Here is a 21,277-nt window from a genome sequence, read left to right as displayed (position 1 = left end):
TGCTAGCGGAGCAAGGGGGAAATTGCATCCGGCACGCTCGCCTAATCTGACTAAGCTCTCCTGATTGGCCCCAAAAAGGCCTGAACCCGGAGAGCATATGCGCGTAGTCCTGGGCGCCTTATGGATGATCACCACAGCGAGCCTGGCAGCGCCCGCACCGTTGCGTTTCTCGGTTTCCGACAGCTGGGCGATGCCCATGGTGCAATTGGAGGACGGACGGCCCACCCAGGGCATTTTGTATGACCTGATGTTGAGCCTGGCCACCCAGGTCGGTCAGCCGGCCGAATTCCACGTATTGGCACGCGCGCGAATCTCCAGCGCCATGGAGCATGGCGAGATTGACGTGCGCTGTTATGTCACCCAGGCCTGGGTCGACAACCTGTCGGGTGATTACACGTGGAGTATCCCGTTGATGGTGCAGCGCAACCTGTTGGTCAGCACTCAGATACCTGCGCAGCCGCTTCAGGTTGGCAAACTTGCGCCACAGGCCATCGGCACGGTGCTCAATTATCGCTACGCCATCCTTGAGCCTTTGTTTGCCAGCGGCCGGCTCAGCCGTGACGATGCCCGCAGCGAAGAGCAGGTGCTGCAAAAACTGGTGGCCGGGCGCTTCAAGTTCGCCGTGACCAATGAATGGATACTCGACCGGTTCAACCAGCGGATGCCGGTCGGCAAACGCCTGCACAAGGCCGCAGTGATCGATCAGCAGAACCTGGGCTGCACTGTGCGCAATGATCCGAATGTGCCGGTGCAAAAAATCCTGCGCACCTTGTTGCGCATGAAGATGTCGGGCGAGATCGACGAAATCATCAAGCTGTATACCGGAGAGGCCACCGCCAACGCCCTTCCAGACTGATCGCTGCCACGCTGGCCAACACAATCACGCCGCCCAGCACCACTTGCAGGGCGATGTGCTCACCCAGCAACGTCGCCGCCATCACCATGGCGACGGGCGGGATCAGGTACATCGCCACCGAGGCGCGGCTGACTTCGACATGCTTCAACACGTAGCCCCACGCCAGGTACGCCAAAGCACTGGGGAAAATCCCGAGCACAAGCACCGCAAGGTTTTCCGGCAACGGCGCCTGCACCACGGCAGCGGGCAGGCCAGGCAGGTTCACGCAGAGCATCAACGTGCCCCCCCACACCATGTAGCACGCCATCGTCAGCGGGCTATAGCGATGGGCATAGTGTTTCTGGATAACGAAGTACAGGCTCCACGACACCGCCGCCAGCAGGATCAGCACACCGCGCGGGTCGATATCGCCCACGCCGTGATCGCCCCAGATCACCACCAGCACGCCAAACAAGCCAAGTAACACGCAGCTCCAGCGCCAGAGGCTGACCCGCTCCTTCAAGCAGAAAAACGCGATCAACACACTGAACAGTGGTGCCGATTGCGCCAGTACGCTGGACGCCGCCGCACTCACGAATTGCTGTCCATAATTGAGGCTGGTGTGATGCAGGAACACCCCGAAAAAGCTCAACACCAGCAGCCACGGCACATCCCGCAGGCGCGGTCGGCCGATGCCCATCACCAGCGCCACACCGGCCATGAACAGCGAAGCGATCAGAAACCGCAGCAGCGCGAGCTGCCCAGGGCTGTAGCTGTTCAGCCCCATGTGCACGCCAATCGGCGAATAGGCCCAACAGAGGATGACGCTGGCAATGACTAGCGTAAGCTTCAGGGGTGACGGGGTGTTCATCGACGGCATCCGAAAACTGAGAAGGAATGCCGTCAGTCTTGGCCCGGGCAAGGCGTAGGACAATTAAGCGTTTCTGACTTCTGAATTCACTGGAACTGAGTAATGGAACTGGCCCAACTGAAAATGGTGCGAGCCGTGGCGCAGACCGGCAGCGTGGCCCATGCTGCCCTGCAATTGCACTGTGTGCCGTCCAACATCACCACGCGTATCAAGCAGTTGGAAGGCGAGCTGGGCACGCCGCTGTTTATCCGCGCCGGGCGCGGGCTGGCGATCAGTGCTGCCGGTGAGATATTCCTGGAGTATTGCGAGCGCATCCTGGCATTGGTGGACGAATCCAAACGCGCGGTGGATGCCAACGCCATTCCCCGTGGCCCCCTGCGCATCGGTGCGGTGGAGTCCAGCGCCAGCGGCCGTCTGCCGCCGCTGCTGGCGGAGTATCACCGGCGCTACCCGGATGTCAGCCTGGAGCTGGTCACCGGCGCATGGGGCGAACTGCTCGATGACCTGCAACACCACCGCCTGGATGTGGCGCTGGTGGCAGCCGGCAACAAAAGCACGAAGCTCGAGCACAGCGTGGTCTACAGCGAACGCCTCGTATTGATCGCCAGCGCCTCCAGCGCACCGATCCACAGCGCCGAGGACCTCGCCGGCCGTACCCTGCTGGTGTGGCCGCCCGGCTGCCCATATCGGGCGGCGCTGGAGAACTGGGTCAAGCCCCACGCCTTCAAGCCGGCCATCGCCAGCTATGCCAGTTGGGGCACGATCATCGGTTGCGTCAGCGCGGGCATTGGCGTGGCGCTCGCGCCGGAAGGCATCCTGGCCCGCTATGAGCAGGCCAATCAGTTGGCGTCGTACCGATTTGATGAACTGCAGGCCGTGGACAACCTGCTGTTCTGGCACAAGGACACCCAGCGGCACCTGGCGCGGGATGCGTTTGCCGGGTTGTTGCGGGAGACCTTTCGCTAACCCGTAGCAGGTCCTTTCAGTTATTATTTTGCGAAATTAATTCAAAATGTAAGGGACTACCATGAATTACTTCCGCCTGTTGTTGGCGGCGGCCGCTTTGAGCCTGCCTGCCGCCCCCGCCTTTGCCGCTTCCCCACCCGCGCCCGTTGAAGCCAGTGCGCCCGCCGAAACGGCCGAACATTTCCTCAAGTCCCTCAAACAGAAGACCGGCACGGTCACCTTGCCCAGTGGCATTGCAACCCTCAAGCTCAACGACGAGTTCTATTACCTCGACCCCGCCGACACCGAGCGCTTGCTGACGGATGGCTGGGGCAACCCGCCGGGCTTCAAGACATTGGGCATGATCGTGCCAAAAGCCGTTAGCCCATTGTCGGAGCGCGGCTGGGGCGTGATCGTCAGCTACAAGGCCGACGGGCACATTTCCGACGAGGACGCCGCAAAAATCGACTACGCCGAACTGCTCAAACAGATGCAGGAAGAGGACGAGGCCGAAAACAAAGAACGCCAGCAACAAGGCTACGCCGGCTTGCACTTGCTGGGCTGGGCCGAGCCGCCGCACTACGACGACAGCACCCACAAGATGTATTGGGCCCGCGAACTGAAGGCCGACGACGCCGAGCAGACCACCCTCAACTACAGCATCCGTGTGCTGGGTCGTGAAGGCGTGCTGGAACTCAACGCCGTCGCCGCCATGGCCGACCTGCCCACCATCAAGCAGGAATTGCCCAAGGTCTTGGCCTTTACCAACTTCACCGACGGCAACCTGTACACCGACTTCAACCCGAGCACCGACAAGCTTGCCACTTACGGTCTCGCTGCGTTGGTCGCCGGTGGGATTGCAGCCAAAGCCGGTTTTTTCGCCAAAATCGGCATCTTCCTGCTGGCTGCAAAGAAATTTCTGGTGATTGGCGTGGTGGCGTTGTTCGCCGTGATCCGTAAGCTGTTCAACCGCAACAAAGCCTGAAACCAGACATGAGAACGCCGCAACGTGCGTGGCACGTTGCGGCGTAATCGGAGGTTCTGACTAGGGCTCTGTCTGCCTGGGGCGCGTGGCTAGGGTTTAGGCGCAGACAAACGGCTGTACTGATCCTGGCTGATCCGACCGGTAAACGAACGGGTCTGAGCATTGATGAACTCGACCTGCGCCCAGCCATGCTTGAAGGCCAGCACGCCGACCACGTCGTTTTTGACAATGTAGGGCCGCTTAGCCGCCTTGGCACTTGGGGTTTTCAGCAGGTACGCCTTGTCGGCGGACACCTTCGCCAGGCCGATCCATTTCTTGTTCGCGGTCTGGGTCAAGTCCAGGCCGGTGGCGATCTCTGGCATCAGCACGTTCAAGCAACCGGGGTGGGCGTATTTGAGGTGACGGAACGGGTACTGGCTGATGCACTGCACCAACTGGCCATCGCACTTGCCATTCTCGGCCAGCGGAAAACCCAGTTTGGGAATGATCAGATTGAATAAATACTGGATGCACTGCACATCGGCGGGCAAGTTGCGGGCTTCACCGGGAGCCCCTACCGAAGCACTGATAAGACACGGTAACCCGTGCAGGCTTTTCATCACAGACATCCTTGTTAGTTAAAGAGGTGATAGCACTTCAATATCAAACGCTCACCCTTGTCATACTCTGAAATAAGTGGCTGGCGGAAACTAACAAGGTGGTTTGGGGTTGTTCAGAAAGTGTTTTAAAGCTGTGAGGGAGCCCTCAAGGACAGATCGGGAAAATGCAGTTTCTCAACTAAATAGGCGGTATTCAGCCGCCGGCTGGACTACTGTCTTTCGCGCAAGAGACTTGCCTCAAACTATTTTCAAGGATTGAAATGAAAATCACGCTAGTTGTTTTGTCTGTCTTGGCCCTGCTCTGCGGTTGCGCTTCGCCTCCAGCCACTGTTGCCCCCGACCTGTCGCGCCCCTCCATTGCCGAAACCAAATCGGTGGTGTTCGACGGCAAGACGTTCGTCCTGAAATTTCAGAAACCCGGCCTGTGGGAATACTTCCCGGCGCAGGAAAGCGTCGATGCCTGGAATGAGATGGTGGATTTTACCGTGGTCCCTCGCGAGATGAACCGTTTCGAACCCCTCGACCTCGCCAGGAATACCGTCCGGCTTCACCAGCAGGAAAACCCGAATATGCCGTCGATACTGGCGACGGACAATGCCACCGGCATCGTGTATTTGGTGATGTATTTCCACGAGTCTCTGCGCAAGGATGGGCGCTTCTCTGAAGTCAGTTTCTTCAAATACTACCGGGACAGTGGCACCGGCCAGACCATCATCTTTCACTTTGCCAGGAACATTCCCACACCGAGCAATCCGCCAAAAACGGTGGAGGCGATGGGCCCGGAAATAGTCCCGGTGATCAAGGCATTCCCGGTGTACCGGCCGTAATGCCGCTAAGCAGGCAGGCCCCATCGTCGGCCTAACCTGCTCGCCGCCAGTGCCTGTGAGTTCAATCAGTAACCGTGCGACCCGCTGAATCCCTGATAATTGTGGTACCCGAGCCATTCGACCACATCGTAAGGGACGTAAAGCTGTTGCTTTGCGCGGGAAATTGCGATGTACACGGCACAGATCCGCTGGTCGAACGCGTAGGCATCCTTGAACTTCACGTTGGTCAGCAGCTCAGGGGTCAGCAGCACCCGATCGAATTCCATGCCACCTGCCTCTTCCGCCAGCATCAGCAGGCAACGCTTGCCGGGGACCCCGCCCAGTCGGTTCAAGCGTGTGATATCGGCGACATTGAAGCCTTTTTCCAGCTCACTCTCGACCCACAGAAACGACTCATCGAACTGGCTGGCATCACGCACCTGTTGCCAGTCAGCCATGTCGCTGAAATACACGTGTGGCCCGTTTTCGTTGTGCTCGTTGCTGTAGAACTGCGGCTTGAACAAGGCGATGACGCTGACCATGAAGCGTTGGAGATCCTGCTGCGCCGCGTTGTCGGGGAACCCGAACGGGCAGTTGGCCTGCTGCAACTGAATGGCCCACTTCATGGTGTCCCAAGGCGAGGCGGTCAAGACCACGCAGCCTTCCGGCGGCACGAAGCCCTGGGGGTAATGTTCGATGCCGACGTCGGCATCCCGCGCGCCTTCGAAGGGGGTCTTGCATTTCTGCGAGTGCACGCTGATCAACGGGTTGACCAGCCGCTCGACGTTGCGGCCCGAGCGCACGGAATAACTGATGTCGGTGTGCCGGACTTCGCGCTTTCTTCTGACCATCACTCCGTTGGCCAATTGGTACTCATCGCCGAGGGTGATCAGCACTTGGCGGCCGCGTTCGATAATCTGCAACAACGAAGGCGGGATGTCCTGGCTTTCATCAATCAATACATGGGTGTACCGAGGCGGCACCACACAACCGTCGAGGCTCGCGCGCTTGATCAGCAACAGCGCCGCGAACGCGAGTGGGCTGGCCCATTGCGGGTTGGCCTCCAGGTAAGTCCACACACGGCTGGAATACTCCAGTAACACCTGGGCATCCACACCTGACAACGGTTGTTTGAAATGCGGCAAATGACTGGCCGACAGGCTGTGATGGCTGGAGTGGCAATAGCGTTCGAGCACCTTGAGACACACCTCGACGGTCGCTGGACCATCGTGCCCGCGCCACCCATGGATATCCAGGGTTTGCGCCACAGCCAGTTTGCCGGGCAACCTGGCCGGCGTTGCCTGCGCGGGCGGGCGTGGCCCGTGCAACAGGGACTTGGCGAACGCGGCAAACGTCGAGCCGGCCTTGCTGTCGCGCCCCAACCCCATACGCTCGCGAAGTGTCGCCAGCTTTGCTTGCGTGCGCGCCAGTATGAGGGTCGTTTCAGGCCGCAGGCACTCCATCAACGCGCCGAGCAGGTGGCTCTTGCCGATGCCCGCGTAGCCTTGAACATGCAAGTCTTCATTCAAGTTGGCGCGAAAGGTGCGCACCAGCTTGTCCTGGGCCGGGCTGAGCCAGCGTTCGCGATGCCGGGGTGTAATCATCTGCTGGCTGAACGGATCATTGCTGCGCAGATGGCGGACCTTGTAGCCGATATCCCATTTACCCGTAGGCAACAGGTAATCCCGCGCCGCAACTTCTTCAGCTGAAAGCAGGCGCAGGTTCACGCTTTTGAGCGCGTTAAAACCAAAGTACAGCTTGCGCGGGTCGAACAGCCGTTGCGCCTCAGACAGCAACGCGGCAGCGACCGCAGGCGGTGAATCGACTGCCCAGCCGAGCAACTTTTCCAGGATGCGCTCGGCACCCGCGCACGTCAGGTCTTTTTCCGCGGCCTGGGCCAGGTTCTGGATGACGAGCACGGCGGCCAGCTCCGGGTCCGTCAGGCCGACCAAGGCCTCGGCACCGTCCGTGCCGAGCAGTGCGGTGCAGGTTTCATCCGTGACAGGCAGGAAGACGGGGCTGGATAAATCAAAGTGTTCCGGTTGCATAGTTCCTCGCAGCCAGGGGCCGACGTACGTCGCGTGGATCAGGCATGGTCCTGGCTACCCAGTTCGAACCGATACTCGCCCAGGGAGCCTGACATGCCACCGCAATGGGCCGGCAAGTCAGCCCCAGAGGCCATCGCATTGATCTGCTGCTGGAGTTCGAAAACCGCCATCTCAAGCAACCTGCGCAAATCTTCGGCGCTCTGCGCGGCCACATTCAATTGCAGCGTGCAGGCGCCCGCGAGTGGCAGCGGCGCGGGCTCGGCGATCAGCACCGGGGCATCCGTCACTTCCTCGGCCCGGATCATTTGCGCCTGGCTGAGGATTTGCGCGTGTTCGTCGTCCATGAGGTCCAATACCCTCGACAATTCCAGGGTCTGTTCAGGATGCGATTGAATACGGTCCTTGATCTCCAGGCGCCGCATCTGCCATTCCCGCAGTTTTTCGCGCGTGAGGTCGTCGACTTTTTCCACGTGTGCTGTCTCCGGATGCCAGGCATGGAGTATGCCGCCATGGACTGCACGATGGCAGATGGCGTGAAAGCATTTTTTTGAATTGAAAGTGATGAGATGTTGCTAGGAGGAGCGTTATGGAGGCAACCCCACCAGCCACACCCCGGCACACAATGTTCCCGCTGTGGCTGCTGCCTTCCGGCTCTGACCAGGTTCACGGGTAATCGTTGCGGGGGGACCGATGGGGTCACCATAACGACGCCTGCCTCTCGGCAAGCGGGGCCATTGTACCGATCTCATAGGAAGTTACAACCATTGGGCCGGATAAAAAATATGAAGGGGCTCAAGCACTTGTCTGCGCCCGTGGGAGCAATATAGAACGCTGTGGGAGCCGGGCTTGCTCGCGCTGCTGGCGACTCGGTCTGCCTGGGCTACCGAGCTGCCACACAAGGCGGATTACTGCGCCTGTACCACCTCCTCCGCACGGCCGCCCTCTTCCTGGATCACCAGGTGAATAAAGTGCAGCTTGGCGATCACCGCCGGTGGCAGCACGAAGGGATAGAAATCCGGCTGGCCCATGCTGCGCGATAGTTCGTTAAGCATGCCGGCCAGTTCGATCCAGGCATTGACGAACGACAGGAACGCTGCACCGCCAGGGTGTTCAGGGTCGTAGAGCGTGCTGAGCGGGAATGGCTGGTAATCCAGCTCCATCGTGCGGGCGCTCATGCCGAAGCCGAGGGCGGTGTCGACCGCGTCCATCATGTGCAGGTAATGGGCCCAGGTTTCGGCCCAGTCTTCCCAGGGGTGCATGGTGGCGTAGGCACTGACGCAGGTTTGCTGCCAGTCGGCGCGTGGGCCGTTCTGGTAGTGCTGGTCGAGCGCATCGGCATAACTGGCGCGTTCGTCGCCGAACAGGTTGCGAAACGCTTCAAGCCAGTGGGTATTGGCGATCAGGCGATCCCAGTAATAATGGCCGACTTCGTGACGAAAGTGCCCGAGCAAGGTGCGATAGGGCTCACGCATTTGCACGCGGAGTTTTTCACGGTGGGCGTCGTCGGCTTCCTTGATATCGAGGGTGATCAGGCCGTTCGCATGGCCTGTCATGGGGGCGTTGCCTTCCAGGTCGACACCGACGAAGTCGAAGGCCAGGCCGTTATCTTCATCGGCACTCTTGGGCACCACGCGTAAACCCAGGCTGATCAGTTGCGCGACCAAGCGGCGCTTGGCGGTTTCGACTTTGCGCCAGCGATCGTGGTTTTCCGCGATCGACAGGTCGGGGATGGTGCGGTTTAAGCTGCAGGCCACGCACAGCGATGCGGTGCTGTGGGCCGGGATCAGCCAGTTGCAGGCGGCCGGCGTGTCGAGGTTGGCGCAGCGGCGGAAGGCGCCGGCGGCGAGGTTGTCGTCCTGTAGCCAAGTGCCTTCGACGGGCCCGGGTTGCAGGGAGGACAGGCGGCTTTGTGGCGCTTGATACCCCAACAACGCCTGGCAGGCCAGGCATTGGCTGTTGCGAAAAAACAGCGATTGGCCGCAGCGGCACTGCCACACCTTGCTATCGCGAGACGTGCCGGCTACGAACGGTGCAGCGATGCGCGAACTGAGTTGTTCGAAGTAGCGGAACATGGCGATCTTTTCCTGCCTTGAGTACCAACAATAACCGCGTAGCAGCTGTCGAGCTTAAGCGAGGCTGCGTCGGCAACACTGCCCATCCAGCGCCGCGCTCTGCACCGCATCGCCGCCAACGCAGCCTCGCTGGCGCTCGACAGCTGCTACGGGGCGCGCGTAGGAACTCTGAGCATTGCCAGTAAGAGATCGTTCAGTAAGAATCAGACCGTGATGTTATGCGTGGCCAGGAAGGCGACGAAAGCTTCTTCGTCCAATACCTTCAAGCCCAGCTCGCTGGCCTTGGCCAGCTTGGAGCCGGCGCCTGGCCCAGCCACCACGCAATGGGTTTTCGCCGAGACGGAACCCGCCACCTTGGCGCCGAGGCTTTCGAGCTTTTCCTTCGCCACGTCACGACTCATCAGCTCCAGGGAGCCGGTGAGCACCCAGGTGTGCCCGGCTTCGGGCAAACCTTCGACGACTCTCTTCTCGCTCAGCCAGTGCATGCCGAAGTCCTTGAGCTGCTGCTCGATGGCCAGGGCGCGGTTGGCATTGCCTTCGCTGTCGAAAAAGTCGCGGACGGCCTTGGCCTGTTTCTCGGGCAGGGCCTGGCGCATGTCCAGCCAGTCCGCCTTGATCACGCCCTCGAGGGTGCCGAACTTGTCCGCCAGTTTCTGCGCAGCGCCCGGGCCGACGCTCGGCACGTGCAACTTGTCGAGCAAACCGCCCAACGTGGTGCTGGCGGCGAATTCGGCACTCAGGTCGCCCTGATCCTGCAATTGCAGACCGCATTCATCCGGCGACAGCAGCGCGCCGATCACGTCTTGGTTATGGCTGTCTTCAAAGAAGCTGTGGATCTCGTGCGCCACTTCCAGGCCCACGTCCGGCAAGTACGTCAGCACTTCCGGCAAGGCCTTCTGCACACGTTCCAGCGAGGCCAGGGAACGCGCCAGCACCTTGGCGGTCTCCTCGCCTACGTCGGGAATACCCAGGGCATAGATAAAGCGCGCCAGGGTCGGGGTCTTGCTGTTTTCGATGGCGGTAATCAGCTTCTTGCTGGAAATATCGGCGAAGCCTTCCAGGTCGATAATCTGCTCGTACTTAAGTTTGTAGAGATCAGCCGGCGAGCCGATGAGTTTTTCATCCACCAACTGTTCGATGGTCTTGTCGCCGAGGCCGTCGATATCCATGGCACGACGCGACACAAAATGGATGATCGCCTGCTTGAGCTGCGCGCCACAGGCCAGGCGGCCGACGCAACGGTACACCGCGCCTTCGCTCACGGTTTCCTTGCCTTTGCTGCGCTTGACCAGTTGCGTGCGCTCCACATGGGAGCCGCACACCGGGCAGCGCTCGGGAATCGGCACTGCACGTGCTGTTTCCGGGCGCCGCTCGAGCACCACCGACACGACTTGTGGGATGACGTCACCGGCACGGCGGATGATCACGGTATCGCCGATCATCACGCCCAGGCGCGCGACTTCGTCCATGTTGTGCAAGGTAGCGTTGGAGACGGTGACACCCGCGACCTTGACCGGCTTCAAGCGCGCCACCGGTGTGACGGCGCCGGTGCGGCCAACCTGAAATTCGACGTCGAGCAGTTCGGTCAGCTCTTCGAGGGCCGGGAATTTATGCGCGATGGCCCAGCGCGGTTCGCGGGCGCGGAAGCCCAGCTCACGCTGGGAGGCAATGCTATTGACCTTGAACACCACACCGTCGATCTCATACGGCAGGCTGTTACGCCGCTCGCCGATATCGCGGTAGTACTCCAGGCAATCCTGAATGCCCTTGGCCAGCTTCAGCTCGTGACTGATGGGCATGCCCCACTGCTTCAGTTGCTGCAGGTTGCCGATGTGGGTGTCGCTGATATCGGTGGTCACGCCATAACAGCAAAATTCCAGCGGGCGGCTGGCAGTGATCTTTGAGTCCAGCTGGCGCAAGCTGCCGGCAGCCGCGTTGCGCGGGTTGGCGAAGGTCTTGCCGCCGACTTCCAGTTGCGAGGCGTTGAGCCGCTCGAAACCGGCCTTGGACATGAACACTTCGCCGCGCACCTCGAGGGTGGCCGGCCAGCCGCTGCCGTGCAGCTTCAATGGGATATTGCGCACGGTGCGCACGTTGACGCTGATGTCTTCACCGGTGGTGCCGTCGCCACGGGTAGCACCCCGTACCAACTCGCCATCCTGGTACAGCAGGCTGACCGCCAGGCCGTCCAGCTTGGGCTCGCAGCTGTACTCCACCGCCGCGCCACCGCCCAACAGATCGCCTGCGGGCAGGTCGAGACCTTCGGTCACCCGGCGATCGAACTCCAGCAGGGTGGTTTCATCAAACGCGTTGCCCAGGCTGAGCATCGGAACCTCGTGCTTCACCTGAGTGAACGCCGACAGCGCCGCACTGCCGACCCGCTGCGTCGGTGAATCCCGCGTAATCAGCTCCGGATGCTCGGCCTCCAGGGCCTTGAGCTCATGGAACAACCGGTCGTACTCGGCGTCCGGAATGCTTGGCTCGTCGAGGACGTGATAACGGTAGTTGTGCTGATCCAGTTCAGCGCGCAGTTCGAGGATGCGGGTATGGGCGGCGGTCATGGGTGTTCTCTCATAAAGCAAAAGAGCAGCCGAAGCTGCTCAATATGTTAGTGCACGGATTCTACAGGCAACGCTTAAGATCAGGCCTCAGCGTTTCTGTGTCAGGGCGCGACGTTCGAACTCGACGATGCGCTGACGGTAATGTTCGATGGTCTGGGCCGTGAGGACGCTGCGCTGGTCGTCCTTGAGCTCGCCATTCAGTTCCTGGGACAGCTTGCGGGCTGCGGCCACCATCACGTCGAATGCTTGTTTCGGGTGACGTGGGCCTGGCAGGCCAAGGAAGAAGCTCACCGCCGGGGTGCTGAACAGGTCGATATCGTCCAGGTCGAAGGTGCCCGGCTTGACCGCATTGGCCATGGAGAACAGCACTTCGCCGTTACCCGCCATGCTTTCGTGACGGTGGAAAATATCCATCTCGCCAAAACGCAGGCCACTTTCCAGGATGTTCTGCAGCAGGGCCGGACCTTTGAAACCGGCGGCGTCGCGGCAGATCACGCTGATCACCAGCACTTCTTCGGCGGCGGGCTGGTCGTTGACCGATTGGCGCGGCGCGCTGGAGGTCTTGCCCACATTTTCGTCCGGGAAATCATCGTCGCGGCTGCTGAAGCTTGGGCCTTCATCGACGTCGAGGTTCAAGTCGCCCTGATGCGGCTCGGCAGCGCTGGCACTGGCGCGTTTGCCACGCTTGGACGACGGCTCGCGGGCTTCACGCAGCGGCGCGCTCATCGACGGCAAGTCGTGCTCGTCCAACTGGGGTTCTTTATGGGTATCAAGCACACGAGGCGGCCCCAGCAGCTCGGCGGCACCGTCGTCGTCAGGCAAGTTGGACAGGTTGCGGTCCAGACGAAATTTGAGCTTGCCCTTGCCACCGCGCATGCGGCGCCAGCCATCAAAAAGAATACCGGCAATGACAATAATGCCGATGACGATCAGCCACTCGCGCAGACCGATTTCCATGTAATCCCGTGCCTCTAATAAAAAATGCTGAAAAATAAGGGGTTTAGCACTGCGCAAACCGCTTTAAAACGTGGCGCCAACTCTATGTTCTGACTGACGTTTTGCCCACGCATATGAAAATTTGACATTAAATTAGCACAGTTGACGAAAGATGTATTGGATTGGCATCTTCGCTCCCCAATGGCCTTTTCGTACATTGGCGCCAACGGTGAGCTGCAAGCTTCAAGCTCAAGCCAACTCACTTGCAGCTTGCAGCTAAACGCTACGCCGCTAGGCGTCCACCATCGCCATCGCTTCTTCGACATCCACCGCTACCAAACGCGAGCAGCCAGGCTCATGCATCGTCACCCCCATCAACTGATCCGCCATTTCCATGGCGATCTTATTGTGGGTGATATAGATGAACTGCACGGTCTGGGACATCTCCTTTACCAACCGTGCGTAGCGTCCAACGTTAGCGTCATCCAGCGGGGCGTCAACTTCATCGAGCATGCAGAACGGCGCCGGGTTCAACTTGAAGATGGCAAACACCAGGGCCAATGCGGTCAGGGCTTTCTCGCCGCCGGACAACAAATGGATGGTGCTGTTCTTCTTGCCCGGAGGCCGCGCCATGATCGTTACCCCTGTATCGAGTAGATCTTCGCCCGTCAGTTCCAAGTAAGCGCTGCCACCACCGAAAACTTTTGGGAATAACGCCTGTAAACCGGCATTAATCTGATCAAAGGTATCTTTGAAGCGGTTACGGGTTTCCTTGTCGATCTTGCGGATCACATTTTCCAGGGTGTCCAAGGCTTCCACAAGGTCGGCGTTCTGGGCATCCAGATAACGTTTACGCTCGGATTGCTGCTGGTATTCATCGATGGCCGCCAAGTTGATCGCGCCCAGTCGCTGGATACGCGCAGCAATGCGTTCGAGTTCTTCTTCGGCCTCTTTCTCGTTGGCCTGGGCGGTCAGGGTATTGAGCACGCCGTGCAGGTCGTAGCCGTCTTCCAGCAATTGGTCTTGCAAGGTCTTGCGGCGCACGGTCAAGGCTTGCCATTCCATGCGCTGTTGTTCGAGCTGACCGCGGATAAGCTGGGACTGCTGCTCGGCCTGGGTCCGGCGTTTTTCGGCGTCGCGCAATTCGCGATCGGCGTCTTCCAGGGCGATCTGCGCGGTCTTGAGCTCTTCGTCGACGGTCATGCGCTTGTCGAGCAATTCTTCGAGCTTGAGGCGCAGCTCTTCCAGCGGCGCTTCGCCCTCCTCCAGATTGAGGCTCAACTGCTCGCGCTTTTCGGTGAGGCGTTCCGATTGCATCTCCAGGCGCTCAAGGGCCTGAGCCGTGGAGTTGTGCTGGGCGCGCAGCGAGCCGAGGCGCACTGCCAATTGGTGGGCATGGTCCTTGTGTTGGCGGGCTTCCTGGCGCACGCGGTCGAGGCGCTCGCGCAGGCTGTCGCGCTGGGCCAACAGCAATTCGCGTTGCTCGGTGTCCAGGGCCATGCTGTCCAGGGCCTCCTGCAACTGCAGGCGCGCTTCGCCGATCTGCTCGTGTTCGAGAGCGCGTTGTTCGCCCATCTCGGCGACTTCTTCATCAAGACGGGTGCGGCGCAGGGTCAGCTGTTCGGCCTTGGCTTTGCTCGCGGAGAGCTGGGCCTTGAGTTCACCTTGCTGGCGCGCTTCGTCCTGCAACAGGCGGCGCAGGTGTTCGCGGCCGGTCTCTTGCTGGCGCTGGGTGGCGCGCAGGGTTTGCAGTTCGGTTTCCAGGCTTTCAAGGGTGGCTTCGCGTTCTTCGCGTTCGGCGCTCAGGTTGACGATTTCCTGGCCCCGGGCCAGGACGCCGCTTTCGGCTTCACTGGCACGGCGTACCCGCAGGAAATGGCGACCGACCCAGTAGCCATCGCGGCTGATCAGGCTCTCGCCGACGCCAAGCTGGCCGCGCTGGGCCAAGGCCTGCTCAAGTGATTCAACCGGTGTGACCTGGCCCAGCCACGGCGACAGATCAATTGCCGCTTCGACCTTGTCCATCAAACTGCCCGGCACCCGCATGCCATCGGCCGCAGGGCTGAGCAAGCGCAGATCACCCTGGGCAAAACCGGCCAGGTCGAAGCCGCCAAAATCATCCACCAGCACAGCCTGCAGGTCGGCGCCGAGCACGGTTTCCACCGCCAGCTCCCAACCCGCCTCGACCTTCAAGCCTTCCGCTAATCGCGGTCGTTCGGCCAGATGCTGCTCGCGCAACCATTCAGCCGTACCGGTGCCTGGGTCCAGGGCGGCTTGCTGCAAGGCCTCAAGGGATGCCAAGCGCCCATTGAGCCGCTGCAAATCACCCTGGGCTTGCTGCTGCGCCTGAGTCGCCTGTTGCAGTTGCTGACGCAATTGCTCCAGACGCTCCACTTGCTGTTCTTCGCTGGCTTCCAGTTCCTCCAGCGTCATCTCGCTTTCGGCCAGTTGCTCGCTCAGTTCCATGATTGCCGCGTCTTCCGGGTCGGCGGCGAGCAGCACACGCTCTTCCTGCAGACGACGCTGGCGTTCGGCCAGGCGCTCCATGCTGGTTTCCAGTTGCTGGATGCGCGACTGCTGCACCTCAGCCTGGCGACGCGGCTCGGCGGATTGCAGGTTGAAGGTGTCCCACTGCTCCTGCCAGCCGTGCATGGTAGTTTCGGCCTCTTCCAGCGCCGCCGCCGCCTCTTCGGCGGCGGCGCTGGTGATCTCCTGCTCGGGGGTGAGCATGTCCAGCTCTTCGCCGAGGGTCAGCAGTAACGTGCGGTCGTGCCCCAAGTGAGATTCTGTTTCCAGGCGCGCGCGCTCGGCTTCCTTCAAATCATCCTGCAGCTGGCGCAGCCGCTGCTGGCCGTGCTGGATGCTCTGCTCGACGCGGGCAATATCGCCGCCTACCGAATAGAAGCGGCCCTGCACCAGATTGAAGCGCTCGGACAGGTCGTGGTGCCCATCACGCAGGCGTTCGATGCTGGCGTCGGCATTGCGCTGCTCGGCCACCAGGGCTTCAAAGCTGATTTCCTGGGTGCCGATAATCGCTTCGCGCTGGCCAACCTGGTCATTCAGCGCCTGCCAACGCAGGGCCGACAGTTGTGCCTTGAGCTGGCGCTCTTCGCCCTTGTATTCCTGGTACTTCTCGGCGGCCTGGGCCTGGCGGTGCAGGCGCTCCAACTGGCGCTCCAGCTCTTCGCGCAGGTCGGTCAGGCGGGCGAGGTTTTCGTGGGTGCGGCGGATACGGTTTTCGGTCTCGCGGCGGCGCTCCTTGTACTTGGAGATGCCGGCTGCTTCTTCGATAAAGTTACGCAGGTCTTCGGGCTTGGCTTCGATCAGCTTGGAGATCATGCCCTGCTCGATGATCGAATAGCTGCGCGGGCCCAGGCCTGTGCCGAGGAAGATATCGGTGATGTCGCGACGGCGACACTTGGTGCCATTAAGGAAGTAACTGTTCTGGCTGTCGCGCGTCACTTTGCGGCGGATCGAGATTTCGGCGTAGGCCGCGTACTCACCGACCAGGGTGCCGTCGGCGTTGTCGAATACCAGTTCGATGCTGGCCTGGCTGACGGGCTTGCGGCTGGTGGAGCCGTTGAAGATGACGTCGGTCATCGATTCGCCGCGCAGGTTTTTTGCCGAGCTCTCGCCCATCACCCAGCGTACGGCGTCGATGATGTTCGACTTGCCGCAACCATTGGGCCCGACCACCGCTGCCATATTACTGGGGAAGTTCACCGTGGTCGGGTCGACGAAGGATTTGAACCCCGCCAGTTTGATGCACTTGAGCCGCACGTTTAGGCGTCCGCCAACGCGGCGATGACCAGCGAGCTGCTGCGCTGGCAGTAGGCCGACAGCACCAGGCGAATCTGCACCAGGTCACGGGCCAGTACAGCGGCGAGCAGTTGTTCGAACAGCGCCAGGTACTCGCTCATGGACGCCTTGCGTTGATCCAGGGCCAGGTAATAGGCACGGTTCATCGCAGGCTGCAGGTTCTCGACGGTTTCCTGCAAATACGGGTTGTTGGCGAAGGGGTACGCGGCACGCATGACATTGAAGCTTTCCTCAACGAAAGCGCGGATGTCCTCGCGCTCATAGCTGACCTGCAGGCGCTGCTGTATTTGCAGAAACGGTGCCATGTCGACCTGGGTCTGCCAGCCTTCGGCAACCGCATTGCCGAGCAGGATGTACATCTCGCCCATCAGGGTACACAGGCTCTGCACCTTGTGTGCGGTGAGTTCGGTGACGTGGGCGCCACGGCGCGGCAGAATCGCGATCAAGTGGCGACGTTCGAGGATCAGCAAGGCTTCACGCACGGAACCACGGCTGACATTGAGTGCCAGCGTGACCTTTTGCTCCTGGATCCGCTCCCCAGGCTTGAGATCGCCGCGAATAATGCGTTCGGCGAGGTGGTGAGCGATTTGCTCGGCGAGACTGTCCGGCGCCTTGAACGTCATGTTTTCCCTTCAAAATCTTCTATCAATACAGGCGCGGCAGTGTAGCGCATTGGCCCGCTGATGGCGCTACGCCCACCTTGGCGAATTTGGCACGGAATAAGCAAAGGTTGCAGTGTATAAGCCCGCAAAAACAACGGTTCCAGAAGACTGGACCATAATTGAACGTGTTGTGATCGGATTTTCTTGACCCTTAGGTCAGAAAACAATTGACCGAAAAGTCAGACATGACTAGATTCGGCGCAAAGCGGTTAACAACAATAATGAGTCTGCGAGGCCTTCCGTGATCCAGTTTTTACTTAACCAGGAACTCCGTAGCGAGCACGCCCTGGACCCCAACCTGACTGTGCTCAACTATCTACGCGAGCATGTGGGCAAATCCGGTACCAAGGAAGGCTGCGCCAGCGGCGATTGCGGTGCCTGCACCGTGGTGGTCGGCGAGCTGCACAAGGACGATCAAGGCGCCGAGCAGATCCGTTATCGCAGCCTCAACTCCTGCCTGACCTTTGTCTCGTCCCTGCACGGCAAACAACTGATCAGCGTCGAAGACCTCAAGCACCAGGGCCAACTGCACAGCGTGCAACAGGCCATGGTCGAGTGCCACGGTTCACAATGCGGCTTTTGCACCCCCGGTTTTGTGATGTCGTTGTTTGCCCTGCAAAAGAATAGCGACGCCCCCGACAGCCAGAAAGCCCATGAAGCCCTGGCCGGCAACCTGTGCCGCTGCACCGGTTATCGCCCGATTCTCGCTGCCGCCGAACAGGCTTGCTGCAACAAACCCCAGGATCACTTCGACAGCCGCCAGGCCGACACCATCGCCCGCCTCAAAGCCATTGCGCCGACGCAAACCGGTGAACTCAACAGCGGCGACAAACGCTGCCTGGTGCCCCTGACCGTTGCCGATCTGGCCGACCTCTACGATGCTTATCCCCAGGCGCGCTTGCTGGCCGGAGGCACCGACCTGGCGCTGGAAGTCACCCAGTTCCACCGCACGCTGCCGGTGATGATCTACGTCGGCAACATTGAAGAAATGAAGCACATCGAAGATCTCGACGACCACCTGGAAATCGGCGCGGCCACAGCCCTCTCCGATTGTTACGCCGCGTTGAACGCTGAATACCCGGACTTTGGCGAACTGCTGCATCGCTTCGCCTCTCTGCAAATCCGCAACCAGGGCACCCTGGGCGGCAATATCGGCAATGCGTCGCCGATTGGTGATTCGCCACCGCTGCTGATCGCCCTCGGCGCGCAGATCGTGCTGCGCAAGGGCGAAACCCGCCGCACCCTGGCGCTTGAAGACTACTTCATCGATTACCGCGTCACCGCGCGCCAGGACAGCGAGTTCATCGAGAAAATTATCGTGCCGAAGGGTCACGCGTTGTTCCGCGCCTACAAGGTTTCCAAGCGCCTGGACGATGACATTTCCGCCGTGTGCGCCGCGTTCAATTTGCAGATTGAAAACGGTGTGATCAGCGACGCCCGCGTTGCGTTCGGTGGCATGGCGGCCACGCCTAAACGCGCCAAGAGCTGCGAAGCCGCGTTGGTGGGCGCCACCTGGAACTCGACCACCGTCGAAAAAGCCTGCGCCGCCCTGGCCGAGGATTTCACCCCGCTGTCGGACTTCCGCGCCAGCAAGGAATATCGCCTGCTCAGCGCGCAGAACCTGTTGCGCAAATACTTCATCGAACTGCAAACGCCGCACATCGAGACTCGGGTGACCGCTTATGTCTAACCATCACGCCGTCGTTAAAACCCAAGCCGAACTCGCCGAGCTGTTCGCCCAGGATCTCACCTCTGGCGTGGGCCGCAGCGTCAAGCATGACAGCGCCGCCAAGCACGTCAGCGGTGAAGCGCACTACATCGATGACCGCCTTGAATTCCCCAACCAATTGCACCTGTATGCGCGCATGTCCGACCGTGCCCACGCGAAGATCATCAGCATCGACACCACGCCCTGCTATGCCTTTGAAGGTGTGCGCATTGTTATCACCCATGAAGACGTGCCGGGCCTGAAAGACATCGGCCCGCTGATGCCCGGCGATCCGTTGCTGGCGATTGATACGGTGCAGTACGTCGGCCAGGTTGTACTCGCAGTGGCCGCCCGCGACCTGGACACCGCACGCAAAGCAGCGATGGCGGCGGTGATCGAATACGAAGACCTGGAACCGGTGCTGGATGTGGTCGAGGCGTTTCGCAAAAAGCACTTCGTGCTCGACAGCCACACCCACCAGCGCGGTGATTCAGTCGGCGCATTGGCCACGGCCAAAAACCGTATCCAGGGCACTCTTCATATCGGCGGCCAGGAACACTTCTACCTGGAAACCCAGATCTCCTCGGTGATGCCCACCGAAGACGGCGGCATGATTGTCTATTGCTCTACGCAAAACCCCACCGAAGTGCAGAAACTGGTCGCCGAAGTGCTCGACGTGTCGATGAACAAGATCGTGGTGGATATGCGCCGCATGGGCGGTGGTTTCGGCGGCAAGGAAACCCAGGCCGCCAGCCCCGCGTGCTTGTGCGCGGTGGTCGCGCGCCTCACTGGCCAGCCGACCAAGATGCGCCTGCCGCGCGTGGAAGACATGCTGATGACCGGCAAGCGCCACCCCTTCTATATCGAATACGACGTCGGCTTTGACGACTCTGGTCGCCTGCATGGCATCAACCTGGAACTGGCGGGTAACTGCGGCTGTTCGCCGGACCTGTCCAACTCGATTGTCGACCGTGCGATGTTCCACTCCGACAACGCGTATTACCTGGGCGATGCCACGGTGAACGGCCATCGCTGCAAGACCAACACCGCGTCCAACACTGCCTACCGTGGCTTTGGCGGCCCGCAAGGCATGGTCGCCATCGAGGAAGTGATGGACGCCATCGCCCGCCATCTGGCGCTTGATCCGCTGGCGGTGCGCAAAGCCAACTACTACGGTAAGACCGAGCGCAACGTCACCCACTACTACCAGACGGTCGAGCACAACATGCTCGAAGAGATGACCGCTGAGCTTGAGGCCAGCAGCCAATACGCCGAGCGCCGCGAAGCGATTCGCCTGTACAACGCCCACAGCCCGATCCTGAAAAAAGGCCTGGCGCTGACCCCGGTGAAGTTCGGCATTTCGTTTACAGCCAGCTTTCTCAACCAGGCGGGTGCACTGATCCACATCTATACCGACGGCAGCATCCACCTGAACCACGGCGGCACCGAGATGGGCCAGGGCTTGAACACCAAGGTCGCGCAGGTGGTGGCCGAGGTGTTTCAGGTGGAGATCGACCGCGTACAGATCACCGCCACCAACACCGACAAAGTGCCCAACACCTCGCCGACCGCCGCCTCCAGCGGTGCTGACCTGAACGGTAAGGCCGCGCAGAACGCCGCCGAAACCATCAAGCAGCGACTGGTGGAATTTGCCGCGCGCAAGTACGACGTGAGCGAGGCCGATGTGGCATTCCGCAACGGTCATGTGCGCCTGCGTGACCAGATCCTGACCTTTGAGGCGTTGATCCAGCAGGCTTATTTCGCCCAGGTTTCGCTGTCGAGCACCGGCTTCTACAAGACCCCGAAAATCTTCTACGACCGCAGCCAGTCACGCGGTCGGCCGTTCTACTACTTCGCGTTCGGCGCGGCCTGTTGCGAAGTGATCGTCGACACCCTGACCGGCGAATACAAGATGCTGCGCACCGACATCCTCCACGACGTCGGCGCCTCGCTGAACCCGGCCATCGACATCGGTCAGGTCGAAGGCGGTTTTATCCAGGGTATGGGCTGGCTGACCATGGAAGAGCTGGTGTGGAACAACAAGGGCAAGCTGATGACCAACGGCCCGGCCAGCTACAAGATCCCAGCCGTGGCGGACATGCCGCTGGAGCTGCGCGTCAAGCTGGTGGAAAACCGCAAGAACCCGGAAGACACGGTGTTCCATTCCAAGGCCGTGGGCGAGCCGCCGTTCATGCTCGGGATTGCTTCGTGGTGCGCGATCAAGGACGCCGTAGCGAGCCTGGGTGATTATCGCCATCAACCGAAGATTGACGCACCGGCGACGCCGGAGCGGGTGTTGTGGGGGTGTGAGCAGATGCGGCAGTTGCAGGCTGTTGCGCCTGTGGTAACCGAAACCGAGTTGGCTTCGCTTTAGACCGAGACGCCGCCTTCGACTTGCTCGCAAAGACGGCCGAACGGACAACAGAAATG

General features: G+C 60.6%; 15 protein-coding genes and 1 other RNA gene. 6 read left to right on the top strand and 10 right to left on the bottom strand.

Annotated elements, in window-relative coordinates:
- Window positions 1-97 precede the first annotated feature (97 nt).
- Window positions 98-856 (top strand): substrate-binding periplasmic protein, encoded by a 759-nt coding sequence (locus AACY44_RS19780; protein WP_339436440.1) that lies wholly within the window; start codon window positions 98-100, stop codon window positions 854-856.
- On the opposite strand, the gene AACY44_RS19775 is transcribed toward AACY44_RS19780, so the two are convergent.
- Window positions 810-1,706, bottom strand: coding sequence for a DMT family transporter (locus tag AACY44_RS19775; RefSeq protein WP_339436441.1), 897 nt, complete (start codon window positions 1,704-1,706; stop codon window positions 810-812). The two genes, AACY44_RS19780 and AACY44_RS19775, sit on opposite strands and share 47 nt — an antisense overlap.
- A 102-nt stretch (window positions 1,707-1,808) precedes the next feature.
- On the opposite strand from AACY44_RS19775, the gene AACY44_RS19770 reads away from it, so the two are divergent.
- Together AACY44_RS19770 and AACY44_RS19765 are read left to right on the top strand one after the other, a co-directional pair.
- Window positions 1,809-2,672, top strand: a complete 864-nt coding sequence (locus AACY44_RS19770) for a LysR family transcriptional regulator (protein WP_339418760.1) — start codon at window positions 1,809-1,811, stop codon at window positions 2,670-2,672.
- Window positions 2,673-2,733: 61 nt separating this feature from the next.
- Window positions 2,734-3,636, top strand: coding sequence for a DUF2167 domain-containing protein (locus AACY44_RS19765; protein ID WP_339493471.1), 903 nt, complete (start codon window positions 2,734-2,736; stop codon window positions 3,634-3,636).
- Between the two features lie 89 nt (window positions 3,637-3,725).
- On the opposite strand, the gene AACY44_RS19760 is transcribed toward AACY44_RS19765, so the two are convergent.
- A complete protein-coding gene (locus tag AACY44_RS19760) occupies window positions 3,726-4,235 on the bottom strand; it encodes a hypothetical protein (RefSeq protein WP_339455423.1) in 510 nt (169 codons plus the stop codon).
- A 260-nt stretch (window positions 4,236-4,495) separates the two neighbouring features.
- Between AACY44_RS19760 and AACY44_RS19755 the strand changes: the two genes are divergently transcribed.
- A complete protein-coding gene (locus tag AACY44_RS19755) occupies window positions 4,496-5,062 on the top strand; it encodes a hypothetical protein (protein WP_339418764.1) in 567 nt (188 codons plus the stop codon).
- Between the two features lie 65 nt (window positions 5,063-5,127).
- On the opposite strand, the gene AACY44_RS19750 is transcribed toward AACY44_RS19755, so the two are convergent.
- The 8 genes from AACY44_RS19750 to AACY44_RS19715 all read right to left on the bottom strand — a co-directional run bounded on the left by AACY44_RS19750 (window position 5,128) and on the right by AACY44_RS19715 (window position 17,100).
- Window positions 5,128-7,089, bottom strand: coding sequence for a hypothetical protein (locus AACY44_RS19750; protein WP_339530911.1), 1,962 nt, complete (start codon window positions 7,087-7,089; stop codon window positions 5,128-5,130).
- A 38-nt stretch (window positions 7,090-7,127) separates the two neighbouring features.
- The gene (locus tag AACY44_RS19745; RefSeq protein WP_339418767.1) at window positions 7,128-7,559 is read right to left on the bottom strand and encodes a hypothetical protein; all 432 of its coding nucleotides are present in this window, start codon (window positions 7,557-7,559) and stop codon (window positions 7,128-7,130) included.
- 126 nt (window positions 7,560-7,685) lie between these two features.
- Window positions 7,686-7,782, bottom strand: an RNA gene (ffs, locus tag AACY44_RS19740) — signal recognition particle sRNA small type.
- Window positions 7,783-7,994: 212 nt separating this feature from the next.
- A complete protein-coding gene (locus tag AACY44_RS19735; RefSeq protein WP_339427942.1) occupies window positions 7,995-9,161 on the bottom strand; it encodes a zinc-binding metallopeptidase family protein in 1,167 nt (388 codons plus the stop codon).
- 203 nt (window positions 9,162-9,364) lie between these two features.
- Window positions 9,365-11,722, bottom strand: coding sequence for an NAD-dependent DNA ligase LigA (gene ligA / locus AACY44_RS19730; RefSeq protein WP_339418771.1), 2,358 nt, complete (start codon window positions 11,720-11,722; stop codon window positions 9,365-9,367).
- Window positions 11,723-11,809: 87 nt separating this feature from the next.
- Window positions 11,810-12,679, bottom strand: a complete 870-nt coding sequence (gene zipA, locus AACY44_RS19725) for a cell division protein ZipA (protein ID WP_339418773.1) — start codon at window positions 12,677-12,679, stop codon at window positions 11,810-11,812.
- Between the two features lie 270 nt (window positions 12,680-12,949).
- Window positions 12,950-16,438, bottom strand: a complete 3,489-nt coding sequence (smc, locus tag AACY44_RS19720; RefSeq protein ID WP_339530909.1) for a chromosome segregation protein SMC — start codon at window positions 16,436-16,438, stop codon at window positions 12,950-12,952.
- A gap of 2 nt (window positions 16,439-16,440) precedes the next feature.
- Window positions 16,441-17,100 (bottom strand): GntR family transcriptional regulator, encoded by a 660-nt coding sequence (locus AACY44_RS19715; protein ID WP_339418775.1) that lies wholly within the window; start codon window positions 17,098-17,100, stop codon window positions 16,441-16,443.
- 280 nt (window positions 17,101-17,380) lie between these two features.
- Here AACY44_RS19715 and xdhA point away from each other — a divergent pair, with 280 nt between their 5' ends.
- Both xdhA and xdhB read left to right on the top strand, forming a co-directional pair.
- On the top strand, window positions 17,381-18,829 hold the full coding sequence (gene xdhA / locus AACY44_RS19710) for a xanthine dehydrogenase small subunit (RefSeq protein WP_339418777.1): 1,449 nt from the start codon (window positions 17,381-17,383) through the stop codon (window positions 18,827-18,829).
- Window positions 18,822-21,221: a xanthine dehydrogenase molybdopterin binding subunit gene (gene xdhB / locus AACY44_RS19705; protein ID WP_339436449.1), complete on the top strand. Its 2,400-nt coding sequence runs from the start codon at window positions 18,822-18,824 to the stop codon at window positions 21,219-21,221. The genes xdhA and xdhB overlap by 8 nt, the downstream gene beginning before the upstream one ends.
- Window positions 21,222-21,277: the final 56 nt, after the last annotated feature.

It is taken from the genome of Pseudomonas sp. RA_15y_Pfl1_P11, assembly GCF_963970975.1.
Classification (GTDB): domain Bacteria; phylum Pseudomonadota; class Gammaproteobacteria; order Pseudomonadales; family Pseudomonadaceae; genus Aquipseudomonas; species Aquipseudomonas tritici.
This window is presented reverse-complemented; position numbering and strand designations above follow the sequence as displayed.